Source organism: Saccharothrix violaceirubra, assembly GCF_014203755.1.
GTDB classification, from domain to species: Bacteria; Actinomycetota; Actinomycetes; order Mycobacteriales; family Pseudonocardiaceae; genus Actinosynnema; species Actinosynnema violaceirubrum.
Window position 1 is genome coordinate 1,675,867 of record NZ_JACHJS010000001.1, and the last position, 12,651, is coordinate 1,688,517.

Sequence of the window (12,651 nt, forward strand, 5' to 3'; positions counted from 1 at the left end):
TCACGTGACACGATCGCGTCCGTAGTCCTCCGCGTCCCCGAGGTGGCCGATGCGTGCGCTCAACGTCCGAAGCTCGCCCGTGCGAGACCTGCTCGCCCTGGTGTCGCGTCCCGAGGTGATCTCGTTCGCCGGCGGTCTGCCCGCGCCCGAGCTGTTCGACGTCGACGGCCTGCGGGCCGCGTTCGACCGCGCCGTGTCCCGGCGCACCCTGCAGTACGCGCCCACCGAGGGCGATCCCGACCTGCGCGCGTCGATCGCCGCGCGGCTGACCGGACGCGGACTGCCGACCGACGCCGGGCAGTTGCTCGTGACCAGCGGGTCGCAGCAGGCGCTGACGCTGATCGCGACGGCGCTGCTCGAACCCGGTGCGGTCGTCGCGGTCGAGGAACCGACGTACCTGGCGGCGTTGCAGTGCCTGGGTCTGGCCGGTGCGCGGCTCGTGCCCGTGGCCGGTGACGAGCACGGTCTCGTGCCCGAGTCGTTGGCCGAGGTCGTCGAGCGGTCGAAGCCGGAACTGCTGTACCTGGTGCCGACGTTCGCCAACCCGACCGGGCGGACGCTGCCCGCCGCACGCCGGGCGGCGATCGCGGACCTGGCGTCGCGGCACGGGTTCTGGGTCGTGGAGGACGACCCGTACGGCGAGCTGCGGTACGCGGGCGAGGCCGTGCCGACCCTGGCGTCGTTCGGCGACCGGGTGCTGCACGTGGGCAGTTTCTCCAAGGTGGGCGCGCCCGGCCTGCGGCTCGGGTGGCTGCGGGCGCCGGCGGACCTGCTGCGCGCGCTCGTGGTCGTGAAGCAGGCGGCCGACCTGCACACGTCGACGATCGACCAGGCCGCCGCGGCGACCTACCTCGCGGAGACCGACCTGGACGCGCACGTGGCGACGCTGTGCCGGGAGTACGGGGTGCGGCGGGACGCGATGCTCGCGGCGTTGCCGGGCACGTTGCCCGCCGGGTCGACGTGGACGACCCCCGACGGCGGCATGTTCGTGTGGGCCGGGCTGCCGGGCGACGTGGACGCGGCCGTGGTGCTGGAGCGGGCGTTGAAGCACGACGTGGCGTTCGTGCCGGGCGGGCCGTTCTTCGCGACGACCCCGGACCACTCGACGCTGCGGCTGTCGTTCACGACCAACACGCCCGAGCGGATCGCCGAGGGCATGACCCGGCTGTCCGCCGCGTTCGGCTGATCCGTGCGTCGAACGACCCGGTAAAGATCGATCAACGATCCGTGCACGGGGCCTTCCCCCGCGGTACCGGCCTCGGTTGGCTGGGTGGGCCGACGGTAAAGTCGCCGCATCGTTGCGGAAAAGGCACTACGGGTTCCCGTAGCACCGAACGCCCTCCGGTGGAGTCCAACCATCGGATGTCACCCCTCGGTCCCCCCTGGTTCCGAGGGCTCCGGACGGCCCGCTCCCCAGGCGGGCATCCGGGTGGTCATGGAGGCGGATGGTGTCACTTGTCTCGTTTGGCCTTTAACTTTGCACTTGTCGTCGGGAAAGCTCGGGAAATGAGGGGGAGATGACGGAGAACGCCTATCCGGGCCTGCCACCGCAGGGGGTTCCGCCGCAGCAGGGCGGCTTCTATACGGGGCCGCAGCAGGTGCAGCAACCCGGCGTCGTGCCGCCGCCGCAGCAGCCGGCCAAGGGGCGCACCGCGGTGATCCTGTTGAGCGTGGGCATCGTGCTCCTGTTGGGCGCGTCCGTGCTCATGGCCGTCCTGTACTTCGGCGCGAACAAGGATGCCGAGGCCGAGGCACGCCGGCTCGACGAGGTCACCACCAGCCTCACCGAGGCCAAGGACAAGCTCCAGGACACCAAGAAGAGCAGCGACGAGATCGCCAACCGGATCACCACGCTGGAAGGTCAGAACACGGAGCTGCACAAGTGCGGCGACGTCGGCAAGGAGGTCATCCGGGCGGCCCGCGCCGGCTCGGACGCCGAACTGGACGCCGCGTTGAAGAAGGTCCGGACCAACTGCTGACCGTCCGCACCGCCGCCACCCCCTTGGAGTCCCGATGACCTCGCCCGATCCCCACTCGAACCCCTATGGCGTACCGGCCCAGCCGGACCCCGCGCAGCAGCAGTACGGCCAGCCGCAGTACACCCAGCCGTACGAGCCGCAACCGCAACCGCAACCGCAACCGCAGTACAACCAGGTCTACACCCCGGCCCAGGGTGGTCAGCTCGTCCCGACCGAGCAGCCCAATCCGTACGCGACGCCCGCGCAGGGCACCCCGTACGGCGCCTACGCCCAGCCGCGGCCCCAGCCGCAGCAGCAGCCCCGGCGCAAGCCGCCGATCCTGGTGCTGAGCATCGTCGCCGCGGTCCTGGCCGTGGTCGCGGGCGTGTTCACCGTGCTCTACGTGACCAAGAACGGCGAGCTGGGCGACACCACCGCCGCCCGCGCCGGCAAGGACGGCGAGCTGGCCGGCGTCAAGGACGACCAGGCCAAGGCGGACAAGGGCCTGAGCGACAACAAGAGCAAGGAGTCGTCGCTCAAGGACGAGCACGACCTGCTCACGCAGTGCGTCGACGCCACCAAGGCGTACTTCGCGCTGCCGGCCGGCCAGACGCCGGAGTCGAGCCGGCTCTTCCGGATCATGTACGACATCTGCCCCAAGATCTGATCCCCGTCGACGCCCGGCCTCCCGGTCCCTTCGCGGACGGGAGGCCGATCTTTTGGGAACCCACCGGATGAGATCCCTGCTGGTGCTGGTCGCGCTGCTCGCGGCGGGCTGCGCCGCGCCCGGCGGCGTGGTGACCGGTGACCGGCCGCCCAACGTCGGGCGGGCCGAGCTGACGGTGCTCGACGACGCGGCGTCGATCTCGGTCCGCGCGACCGACCTGGACGGGCGGCTGTTCCGGACGTCGGGGCCGGTTCCGCACGCGGTGGTGGAACACGGGGTCGTGAAGGTGTCCTGCACCGGAAGCGGCGACATCGAGCTGGACACCGGCGTGGTGTGGAGCGTGCGGGTCGCGGGCGGGGCGTCGGCGCAGACCGTGGACCTGCGCGGCGCGCGGGTGGGCGCGGTGACGTTCGAGGCGGGCGCGTCGCGGATCGACCTGAGGCTGCCGTCGTCGACCGCGGTCGTGCCGGTGCGGGTGGTCGCCGGGGCGTCGGAGTTCGTGCTGCACGCGCCCGACGGCGCGCGGATCACCCTCGGCGGCGGCGCGTCCCAGGTCGTGCTCGACGGTGTGGCGCGCGACGACGTGGCGGCCGGGACCGTGCTGACGACCGGCGACCCGGTGCGTTACGAGGTGACCGTGGAGGCGGGCGTCTCGCGACTCATCGTGGCGCGGGACTGACCTCGCGCACGCCCTGGACCGCGAGCCGGTCGGCACGTTCGTTCTCCGGGTGCCCGGCGTGGCCCTTGACCCAGAACCAGCGGACGTCGTGCGGTGCGAGGGCTTCGTCGAGGCGTTGCCACAGGTCGACGTTCTTGACGGGCTGACGCGACCCGGTCACCCAGCCGTTCGTCTTCCACCGCGCCATCCACGACTCGACACCGTTCTTCACGTAGGTGCTGTCGGTGTAGACGTGCACCTCGGACGGGCGGGTGAGGGCCTCCAGCGCGCTGATGGGGGCCATCAGCTCCATCCGGTTGTTCGTGGTCGGTCCCGCGTCGCCGCCGTACAGCTCCCGCTCGTGCCGGCCGTAGCGCAGCACCGCACCCCACCCGCCGGGGCCGGGGTTCCCGCTGCACGCGCCGTCGGTGAAGATCTCCACGACCACACGGTGACGATACCCGCGACTTCGTCGGACCCCTCGCCGACGTCCTTCCCGCCCTGTCCGGGGCGGACGGCGCTCATCGAGAGGGAACTTTCGTCGTGCGGGGAACGTGTTCCTGCTTTGATCACCGCAGTGGTCCCGTGTGTCGGCCCGGCCACCCCGGCCCGGACCGCGCCGTCGACCGGTCCGTCCGTACCGAGCGGACACGGCCCGCGCCAGCAGCCTGGTCGACTACGCGGCGGCCGGACGCCGGTGTGCGCCGATGACAAGCGAGGCGGACCTTCGCCGGTGAGGGCACCGACATGTCGACCGCGCCCTTGGCGGTCGACGGGTCAGGTCATACTCGCCTCCATGGTCGACATCGAGGTAGTGCGCGGGGACATCACCGAGGAGAACGTCGACGCCGTGGTCACCGCCGCCAACGAGTCCCTCATGGGCGGTGGTGGGGTGGACGGCGCGATCCACCGGGCCGCCGGCGCGCGGCTCGCGGAAGCCGGTGCCCGCCTGGCCCCGTGCCACGCGGGCGATGCGAAAGCCACTCCCGCGTTCGACCTGACCCCGCCGGTGCGCCACGTGATCCACACGGTCGGCCCGGTGTGGGAGGGCGGCATCGCCGACGAGTCCCGGATTCTCGCGTCGTGCTACCGACGCGGTCTGGAGGTGGCCGACGAACTGGGTGCCCGGACGGTCGCGTTCCCCGCGATCGCCACCGGCGTCTACGGCTATCCGCCGGCCGAGGCCGCCCGGATCGCCGTCGACACGATCAGATCCGCCGCGACCTCGGTGCGGCTCGTGCGCCTGGTCGCGTTCGACGAGGACACGTATGCCCTGCTCGTTTCCTTGGTGGACACCGCGTGACGCACGTCGCCGAAGCCGCGACGGGACCGCCCGCCATCCGGACGGGTCGACTGCCGGCCGAGGCGACGGGCCGCGTCACCGCACCGCGTAGCTCATTGTGCTACGCGGGGCTACACTGGAGCGATGAGGGTCATCAGCCAGCGGGAGTTCCGCAACAACTCCGCCGCGGTGATGGACGCGGTCGAAGCGGGGGAGACCTATCACGTCACCCGCAACGGCGTGGAGATCGCCGAGGTGCGTCCGCTGCCCCGTCGTCGGAGGCTGACGGCCGAGGAATTGGTGGCGCGGCACCGGAAGCTGCCGCGGGTCGACTACGACCACATGAGGCGTGAAGCCGACGACCTTTTCGGCGGCGAAGACCGGATCGGCGCGGACGACCCCTGGGAGCGGGGGCGTGGCTGAGCGACATGCGTCCGGCGTCCTGGACACCTGCGCCTACATCGACCTGGAGCTGCTCGATCCGGCCGTGCTGCCGGAGGTCCCCGAGCTGACCGCGATCACCCTGGCCGAATTGCACCAGGGCGTGGCGATGGCGAAAGACGCCGCGGCACGTGCGGCGCGGATCGAGAAGCTGGGCGCGGCGATCGTGGAATTCGAGCCGCTGCCGTTCGACGGCCAGGCCGCTGCCCGCTTCGGCACGCTGGTGGCGCTGACCCTCGACGCGAACCGCGACCCGAAACCTCGTCGTCTCGACCTGATGATCGCCGCGATCGCCTCGGCACACGATCTGCCGCTCTACACGCGCAACGCGAGGGATTTCGCCGGCCTCGACGGAATGGTCGAGGTCGTCGAGGTGTGACGGCAACGTCGTGCGCCAGAAGCAGGCGGCTTCGGAGTGCGCACTACAGGCGCGCGAGGAGTTCCCGTTTTTTGGCTTCGAACTCGTCGGTCGTCACGATTCCCGCGTCGCGGAGTTCGCCCGGCTCGCGCAACCGCTCGAACACGTCGGGCTCGGCGGAGGCGGGATTCGGCTGGGTGACGGGCATCGGCGACGAGGACAGCCGGTCGCGGACGGTGTCGGCGATCTGCCTGCCGTCCTTCTTGTTCATGTTCTTGATCTCGGCTTTGTTCCCCGAGGCGAAGACGGTGAGACTGCCCGGCGTCAGGCCGGCCGACCACTGGATCGAGGAGATCTTCTCCAGGGGGAAGTCCTCGGACGCCTGCCTGCCGATGCCGTCCTTGAGGAACAGCAGTCGGCGATCGCTCAGAACGACCAGGCCCTGGCCCGGTCCGTACGTCCCCGCGGCCATCAGTTCGACCCGCTCGCCCTCCCGCGGGTACTCCACGAGGCGTTTGATCTCGCGGCCGGCACCCATCCTCGTCCGCATCCTGTCCTTTGCCGCCTGGATGTCGGGGCGTAGGTCGTCTGCCATCGGCACTCCTTGTTCGAAGGGGGTGTATCGCCCATCGCCGACGCGAGTGCTCCTTGTTACGGGATTCCGCGGCATTCCCCCGAAGCGGTAATGGCTTGATGTGCTGGACGTGGCTCACCGACAAGAAGCAGACGGAATGTCACCGGCTCCGTGGAAATCACTCAGCCGGGTGAGAGGTCGTGTCCGGGCGACGACACGTCGTCGAGTGAAGCGCGGAAGTCCTCGGGTGACCCCGTTTTCCCACGCCGCCCGGGAAGAGCGACCGACAAACCACAGGCAGCTGAACCGACATTCGACAGCAGTTGTGACCGACAATCCACTGATCTTGTGCGGTGCGTCTGCCCAGCGGGGAGCGGGGATGGGCGGTTGTCCACCCGGTGGGATCCGATCCCGGTTCCTGGGGTCGTACGACCACTTGCCGCAGGCGGCCTGGCCGGTTCAGGGGGTTGTGGGATCACTTGCCGGTTGACGGACCGGAGACGGCACGCGATGGCGAAGTCGACGGAGGAGCGGCGACCGGTCGACTCCTGGGTTCGGTCGAGGAGTTCCGGTGACCAACGGTTCGACGTCAGGATTAGTTGTCACAGAGGATGAACTGCCCGCCCCCGGTGAGTCGGTCGAGATCAACCGCGGCAAGTTCGTCGTGACGGTCGAGAATACTGATCAGGCCGATGTGGTTGACGCGGCAGGCTTCGGTGCGGTCGTCTTCTACACCCCCGTGGAGACGGTGCACCCTTCCACCAAGCGGCATGCGGCGGCAGTGCGGCAGCGGAACGTCCGCACCAGAGTCGAATCGGCGACGTTGTGCTCACGGGCGGGGACGCGTCGGGTCAAGCGGCGGCTGCACGAACCTCTCACCAACGTCACCTGCGTCCAGTGCCGGTCCATCCTCGCGGAGGAAGGCGAGGTCTGAGGCAGGCGGCGCCACTCCTCGGACGTGCGGGTGGCGCCGCCTGAAGGTCGGCGGCACCCGCACGAGGGCCTGGCTCACCAGCCGCGCGAGCGCCACTCATCCAGGTGAGGTCGTTCATGCCCGAGGATGGAGTCGTCCCCATGACCGGGGTAGAACCAGGTCTCGTCGGGGAGTTCGTCGAAGATCCGGGACGACACGTCGTCGAGCAACGAGTGGAAGTCCTCGGGTGACCCCGTTTTCCCCACGCCGCCCGGGAACAGCGAATCGCCGGTGAACAGGTGCGGGTGGCCGCTCGGGTCGCGGTAGAGCAGGGCGATCGAGCCCGGCGTGTGGCCGCGCAGGTGGATGACGGTCAGCGGCACCCGGCCGACCTGCACGGTGTCGCCGTGCGTCGCCAGGTGGTCCGGCGGCACGGGCAGCACCTCGGCGTCCAAGGGGTGGGCCACGGTGTTCGCCCCGTGGGCACCCGCGACCGCCCCCAGCGCACCCCAGTGGTCGGCGTGGCGGTGGGTCGTCACTACGGTCTTCAGGCGCGGTCGGTCGGGGGAGTGGCCCAGCAGGTCCGACAGCCGGGCCGGGTCGGCCGCCGCGTCGATCAGCAGGGCCTCGCCGCTCTCCCGGCACACCAGCAGGTAGGCGTTGTTGTCCATCGGGCCGACGGAGACCTTCGTGATCGTCAGGTCCGCCAGCGTGCGCCGGGTCGCGGGGCCGTCGGGCGCCACGTGGCCGGTGTAGTCATCGAGTACGTCCACGCCGGTCGAACCTACCGCCTTCAGCGGGCGCACAGGTCGGTGCCATATCGTTGGTAACGATCAAGATACCCGCACCGATACTTGACCTCACGCCGAACTGGGTAACCCGAACTCGTGCCGAAGACACGCCGGATCAACTGGGACGTCCTGCGCATCCTCGCCGTCCTGGCGGTACTCCTCCAACACGCCACCCACGCCGGGCCGTCGGTCCACCGCGAACTGGGACCGCCCGCGTTCACCTTCTCCCTGGAGATGGGTGCCAGCACGCTGGTCGTCATCTCCGCCTTCTTCGCCTGCGCCGCGTTGGCGAAAGGCGAACCCGCCCGCTTCCTGCGCAACCGCCTCGCCCGGTTGTTACCCGCCTACGTGGTGGCGGCGACCTGCGCCTACACCGTGCTGCGCTACGTCGCCCCGCCCGGCTGGAGCTTCCTCGAACCCCGGGACCTGCTGGTCAACGCCCTGATGTTGCAGAACTGGTTCCCCGACGTCCGACTGGTCGACTTCTCCTACTGGACCCTGCCGGTCCAGGTGGCCGGCTTCGTCGCGGGCGCCCTGCTCGTGGGCCGCGTGCGCGGCGCGGGACTGCCGGTGCTGTTGTGGACGCTCGTCGTCGCGCCGCTCGTCCTGCGCGTGTGGACGGTCGAACCCGGCTTCGTGCGCACGTTCTACGACGGCTTCGGCGCGCACCGCGCCCAGTTGTTCGCGGCCGGTGTCGGCATCTGGCTGTGGTCGCGCGACCGCATCACGACCCGGCACCTGGCCCTGCTGCTGCCCGCGGTCCTGGTCGCGCAGGCCGTGCACAGCGCCGACGTCCCGTCGACGCTGGCCCTGGGCGTGATGCTCGTGGCCGTCGCGGCGTGCGCCGCCGGACCGGACTGGACGGTGTGGCCGTTGACCGTCCTGCGCCGGCCGGTCCGGTGGCTGGCGGGCATCTCGTACGGGGTCTACCTCGTGCACCAGGAGATCGGCTACGTCGTCATGGCCGCCGTCGCCGGGTACGGGCCGTGGGTGGAACTGGCCGCGTTCCTGGGCACGGCCGTCGGCCTGGGCTGGCTGCTCACCCGCTGCGTCGAACGCCCCGCCCACCGCGCGCTCACCGCGAGCCGCCCGGAGTTGGCGGGGCTCCTGCTCACCGCCGGACTACGCGCTCAGAGCCACTTCGGCAGCGTCGGCGCGGTCCCGTTCAGCTCGGCGCCGCTGTGGCGGCCGGTCAGCCAGCCGAGCACGGCCGCCGCGCTGCCGCTGACGGTGCGTGATTCGCCGGCACTGCCCGAACCCAACGGCCAGGTCCGTTGACGGCCGTCGGGGAACGTCGCCTCGATGGTCACCGACGGCGCGTGCGCGTGGCCGGTGAACGCCGTGACCACCTCGTCGATGTAGCCCTCGACCAGGTCGTCGGGCACGCCCTCGAAGCCGAACCCGGCGTCCAGGTCGACCAGGTGCACCCACAGCTCGCGCACCCGCAGCCACGGCACGCGGTGCGCGAGCAGCGGCCCCAGGCGGGTGGCGACCTCGGCCTCCCACGCCGTCGCGGGCAGGTCGGCGGCGGCCACGAGGAACCGGCGACACGCCGCGTCGAGGTCGGCGCGCATGAGCTGCGGCGCCCGGCCCGAGCCCTCCTCGATGTCGGCCTCCCGGTCGGCCGCGCTCGGGTACATCGGGTGCTCGACCCCGGTCTTCGCCCACGTGAGCAGGTTGACCAGGGCGTCGGCGTTGCGGGCCAGGTGGCTCACGACGTGGCCCCGGGTCCAGCCCGGCAGCAGGCTCGGGCCGCGCAGCGCGCTCTGGTCGAGCCGCTCGACGACCTCGTACAGGACCTGCCCGGCCCGCCGCACCTCGGCGATCCCGGCCACCGCGTCCTGCGCCGCGGCGGACTGCTCGCGTGGCGCGGGTACCGTGGTTCCGGCGGATCGGACCTGTGCGGCATCGGTCGAACTCATGGGCACCCCATCCCCGGCTTGTGCGCCGAATGGCCTATCACCCCAGCGTAGGGGGCTTGTGAGGCGATCGGTAGGGCCGTTGGCGCACGATCGTGCGATGCCCGCGAAGCCGGAATCGTCGGTGGCCGGCTCTAGCATGGACCGCGCCTCCCCCGACAGCGCCGGACCGGTGCTCCAGTACTCTCCTCGAACACCTGTTCGGGACCGAAGGGAATCGTCGTGGCAGACCGCCTTGTGGTGCGTGGGGCACGCGAGCACAACCTGCGGGGCGTCGACCTCGACCTGCCCAGGGACAGTCTCATCGTGTTCACCGGCCTGTCCGGGTCGGGCAAGTCGAGCCTGGCCTTCGACACGATCTTCGCCGAGGGTCAGCGCCGCTACGTCGAGTCGTTGTCGGCCTACGCGCGGCAGTTCCTCGGTCAGATGGACAAGCCCGACGTCGACTTCATCGAGGGCCTGTCGCCGGCCGTGTCGATCGACCAGAAGTCGACCAGCCGCAACCCGCGGTCGACCGTCGGCACGATCACCGAGGTCTACGACTACCTGCGCCTGCTCTACGCCCGCGCGGGCAAGCCGCACTGCCCCACGTGCGGCGAGGCGATCAGCCGGCAGACGCCGCAGCAGATCGTCGACCAGGTGCTGGCGATGGCGAGCGGCACGAAGTTCCAGGTGCTCGCGCCGGTCGTGCGCGGGCGCAAGGGCGAGTACGTCGACCTGTTCTCGTCGCTGCAGTCGCAGGGCTACTCGCGGGCCAAGGTCGACGGCACCGTGTACGCGCTCGCCGACGTGCCGAAGCTCAAGAAGCAGGAGAAGCACCACGTCGCCGTGGTGATCGACCGGCTGACCGTGAAGGCGTCGGCCAAGCAGCGGCTCACCGACTCGGTCGAGACCGCGCTGCGGCTGGCCGACGGGCTGGTCGAGCTGGAGTTCGTCGACGTGCCCGAGGACGACCCCGGCCGGGTGCGCGGGTTCTCCGAGAACCTGGCCTGCCCCAACGGCCACGCGCTGGCGATCGAGGACCTGGAGCCCCGGTCGTTCTCCTTCAACTCGCCGTACGGCGCGTGCCCCACGTGCACCGGCATCGGCGTGCGCAAGGAGGTCGACCCCGAGCTGGTCGTGCCCGACGACGAGCTGTCGCTGGCCGACGGCGCGATCGCGCCCTGGGCGTCGGGCCAGACCTCCGAGTACTTCACCCGGTTGTTGGAGTCGTTGTCGACCACGATCGGGTTCCGCATGGACGCACCGTGGCGGACGCTGCCGGCCAAGGTGCAGAAGGCCGTGCTGCACGGCGTGCCCGAGCAGGTGAACGTCCGCTACAAGAACCGGTACGGGCGCGAGCGGTCGTACTACGCGAACTACGAGGGCGTGATCCCGTTCCTGGAACGCCGCCAGGAGCAGACCGAGTCCGAGTACATGCGCGAGAAGTACGAGGGCTACATGCGCGAGGTGCCGTGCCCGGTGTGCCAGGGCACGCGCCTCAAGCCGGAGATCCTCGCGGTCACGCTGCACCACGGCGACAAGGGCGACCGGTCCATCGCCGAGGTCTGCGCGATGTCCGTGGCCGAGTGCTCGGAGTTCCTCGACGGGCTCAAGCTCGGCAAGCGCGAGGCCATGATCGCGGGCGCCGTGCTCAAGGAGATCCAGGCACGCCTGCACTTCCTGCTCGACGTCGGCCTGAACTACCTGTCGCTGGACCGCGCGTCCGGCACGCTGTCGGGCGGCGAGGCGCAGCGCATCCGGCTGGCGACGCAGATCGGCTCCGGCCTGGTGGGCGTGCTGTACGTGCTGGACGAGCCGTCGATCGGCCTGCACCAGCGCGACAACCACCGGCTGATCGAGACCCTGACCCGGCTGCGGGACCTGGGCAACACGCTGATCGTCGTCGAGCACGACGAGGACACCATCCGCACGTCGGACTGGGTCGTGGACATCGGTCCGGGCGCGGGCGAGCACGGCGGCCAGGTCGTGCACAGCGGCACGTACCAGCAGCTGCTCAAGTCCAAGACGTCGATCACCGGCCAGTACCTGTCGGGCCGCAAGTCCATCGCCATGCCCGAGGTCCGCCGCCCGGTGGACAAGAAGCGGCAGCTCACGGTCGTCGGCGCGCGGGAGCACAACCTGCGCGGCATCGACGTGTCGTTCCCGCTGGGCTGCCTGGTGTCGGTGACGGGCGTGTCCGGGTCGGGCAAGTCGACGCTGGTCAACGACATCCTCGCGACCGTGCTGGCGAACAAGCTCAACGGCGCGCGCCAGGTGCCCGGCCGGCACACCCGGATCAAGGGCCTGGAGCACGTCGACAAGCTGGTGCAGGTCGACCAGTCGCCGATCGGCCGCACGCCGCGCTCGAACGCCGCGACCTACACCGGCGTGTTCGACCACATCCGCAAGCTGTTCGCGGCGACCACCGAGGCGAAGGTGCGCGGCTACCAGCCGGGGCGGTTCTCGTTCAACGTCAAGGGCGGGCGCTGCGAGGCGTGCGCGGGCGACGGCACGATCAAGATCGAGATGAACTTCCTGCCGGACGTGTACGTGCCGTGCGAGGTGTGCAAGGGCGCCCGGTACAACCGGGAGACCCTGGAGGTGCACTACAAGGGGAAGACGATCTCCGAGGTGCTGGACATGCCGATCGAGGAGGCGGCCGGGTTCTTCGAGCCCATCAACGCCATCCACCGCCACCTGCGCACACTGGTGGACGTGGGCCTGGGCTACGTGCGGCTGGGCCAGCCCGCGCCGACGTTGTCCGGCGGCGAGGCGCAGCGCGTGAAGCTGGCGTCGGAACTGCAGAAGCGGTCGACCGGCAAGACCGTGTACATCCTCGACGAGCCCACGACGGGCCTGCACTTCGAGGACATCCGCAAGCTGCTCGGCGTGATCAACGGCCTGGTGGACAAGGGCAACACGGTGATCGTGATCGAGCACAACCTGGACGTGATCAAGACGTCCGACTGGTTGGTCGACATGGGGCCGGAGGGTGGCTCGGGCGGCGGCATGGTCGTCGCCGAGGGCACGCCCGAGGACGTGGCCGGGGTCGGGTCCAGCCACACCGGACAGTTCCTGCGCGAGGTGCTGGCCTGAACCACTACCGCT

13 protein-coding genes and 1 pseudogene are annotated in these 12,651 nt (G+C 70.5%); 10 read left to right on the plus strand and 4 right to left on the minus strand.

Going from position 1 to position 12,651, the window contains the following annotated elements:
- Positions 1-49 precede the first annotated feature (49 nt).
- The 4 genes from F4559_RS08410 (at position 50) to F4559_RS08425 (ending at position 3,304) form a co-directional block, all read left to right on the plus strand.
- A complete protein-coding gene (locus tag F4559_RS08410) occupies positions 50-1,186 on the plus strand; it encodes an aminotransferase-like domain-containing protein (protein WP_184667288.1) in 1,137 nt (378 codons plus the stop codon).
- A gap of 331 nt (positions 1,187-1,517) precedes the next feature.
- Positions 1,518-1,979 (plus strand): hypothetical protein, encoded by a 462-nt coding sequence (locus tag F4559_RS08415; protein WP_184667290.1) that lies wholly within the window; start codon positions 1,518-1,520, stop codon positions 1,977-1,979.
- A 34-nt stretch (positions 1,980-2,013) separates the two neighbouring features.
- Positions 2,014-2,625, plus strand: a complete 612-nt coding sequence (locus tag F4559_RS08420; protein WP_184667292.1) for a hypothetical protein — start codon at positions 2,014-2,016, stop codon at positions 2,623-2,625.
- A 67-nt stretch (positions 2,626-2,692) separates the two neighbouring features.
- Entirely contained in the window at positions 2,693-3,304 is a 612-nt protein-coding gene (locus F4559_RS08425; RefSeq protein WP_184667294.1) for a hypothetical protein, read from the plus strand.
- Here the strand turns inward: F4559_RS08425 and rnhA are convergent.
- Positions 3,285-3,731, minus strand: a complete 447-nt coding sequence (gene rnhA / locus F4559_RS08430; RefSeq protein ID WP_184667296.1) for a ribonuclease HI — start codon at positions 3,729-3,731, stop codon at positions 3,285-3,287. The genes F4559_RS08425 and rnhA overlap by 20 nt on opposite strands.
- A gap of 348 nt (positions 3,732-4,079) precedes the next feature.
- Here rnhA and F4559_RS08435 point away from each other — a divergent pair, with 348 nt between their 5' ends.
- The 3 genes from F4559_RS08435 to F4559_RS08445 all read left to right on the plus strand — a co-directional run bounded on the left by F4559_RS08435 (position 4,080) and on the right by F4559_RS08445 (position 5,385).
- A complete protein-coding gene (locus F4559_RS08435) occupies positions 4,080-4,586 on the plus strand; it encodes an O-acetyl-ADP-ribose deacetylase (RefSeq protein ID WP_184667297.1) in 507 nt (168 codons plus the stop codon).
- Between the two features lie 123 nt (positions 4,587-4,709).
- Positions 4,710-4,988 (plus strand): type II toxin-antitoxin system Phd/YefM family antitoxin, encoded by a 279-nt coding sequence (locus tag F4559_RS08440; protein ID WP_184667299.1) that lies wholly within the window; start codon positions 4,710-4,712, stop codon positions 4,986-4,988.
- Positions 4,981-5,385, plus strand: coding sequence for a type II toxin-antitoxin system VapC family toxin (locus tag F4559_RS08445; protein WP_184667300.1), 405 nt, complete (start codon positions 4,981-4,983; stop codon positions 5,383-5,385). Before F4559_RS08440 ends, F4559_RS08445 begins: the two co-directional genes overlap by 8 nt.
- 43 nt (positions 5,386-5,428) lie before the next feature.
- Here F4559_RS08445 and F4559_RS08450 read toward each other — a convergent pair whose 3' ends face one another.
- Entirely contained in the window at positions 5,429-5,959 is a 531-nt protein-coding gene (locus F4559_RS08450; protein ID WP_184667302.1) for a PH domain-containing protein, read from the minus strand.
- Between the two features lie 550 nt (positions 5,960-6,509).
- On the opposite strand from F4559_RS08450, the gene F4559_RS08455 reads away from it, so the two are divergent.
- Positions 6,510-6,872 carry a hypothetical protein gene (locus F4559_RS08455; RefSeq protein WP_184667304.1) on the plus strand — a complete coding sequence of 121 codons (363 nt, stop codon included), beginning with the start codon at positions 6,510-6,512 and terminating at the stop codon, positions 6,870-6,872.
- Between the two features lie 74 nt (positions 6,873-6,946).
- Here the strand turns inward: F4559_RS08455 and F4559_RS08460 are convergent, their stop codons facing one another.
- A complete protein-coding gene (locus tag F4559_RS08460) occupies positions 6,947-7,624 on the minus strand; it encodes an MBL fold metallo-hydrolase (RefSeq protein WP_184667306.1) in 678 nt (225 codons plus the stop codon).
- 114 nt (positions 7,625-7,738) lie between these two features.
- Here F4559_RS08460 and F4559_RS08465 point away from each other — a divergent pair, with 114 nt between their 5' ends.
- Complete coding sequence (locus F4559_RS08465) at positions 7,739-8,920, plus strand: acyltransferase family protein (RefSeq protein ID WP_312865528.1); 1,182 nt, start codon at positions 7,739-7,741, stop codon at positions 8,918-8,920.
- On the opposite strand, the pseudogene F4559_RS08470 reads toward F4559_RS08465, so the two are convergent.
- Positions 8,887-9,702, minus strand: a pseudogene (locus tag F4559_RS08470) (maleylpyruvate isomerase family mycothiol-dependent enzyme); the annotation flags it as partial. The gene F4559_RS08465 and the pseudogene F4559_RS08470 overlap by 34 nt on opposite strands.
- An 81-nt stretch (positions 9,703-9,783) precedes the next feature.
- On the opposite strand from F4559_RS08470, the gene uvrA reads away from it, so the two are divergent.
- Positions 9,784-12,639, plus strand: a complete 2,856-nt coding sequence (gene uvrA / locus F4559_RS08475) for an excinuclease ABC subunit UvrA (protein WP_184667310.1) — start codon at positions 9,784-9,786, stop codon at positions 12,637-12,639.
- The last annotated feature ends 12 nt before the right edge of the window (positions 12,640-12,651 follow it).

What these genes read in the sequence shown, in the direction of transcription:
- F4559_RS08410 (WP_184667288.1), top strand. Translation starts at nt 50, where the DNA reads ATGCGTGCGCTCAACGTCCGAAGCTCGCCCGTGCGAGACCTGCTCGCC.
- F4559_RS08415 (WP_184667290.1), top strand. Translation starts at nt 1,518, where the DNA reads ATGACGGAGAACGCCTATCCGGGCCTGCCACCGCAGGGGGTTCCGCCG.
- F4559_RS08420 (WP_184667292.1), top strand. Translation starts at nt 2,014, where the DNA reads ATGACCTCGCCCGATCCCCACTCGAACCCCTATGGCGTACCGGCCCAG.
- F4559_RS08425 (WP_184667294.1), top strand. Translation starts at nt 2,693, where the DNA reads ATGAGATCCCTGCTGGTGCTGGTCGCGCTGCTCGCGGCGGGCTGCGCC.
- F4559_RS08435 (WP_184667297.1), top strand. Translation starts at nt 4,080, where the DNA reads ATGGTCGACATCGAGGTAGTGCGCGGGGACATCACCGAGGAGAACGTC.
- F4559_RS08440 (WP_184667299.1), top strand. Translation starts at nt 4,710, where the DNA reads ATGAGGGTCATCAGCCAGCGGGAGTTCCGCAACAACTCCGCCGCGGTG.
- F4559_RS08450 (WP_184667302.1), bottom strand. Translation starts at nt 5,959, where the DNA reads ATGGCAGACGACCTACGCCCCGACATCCAGGCGGCAAAGGACAGGATG.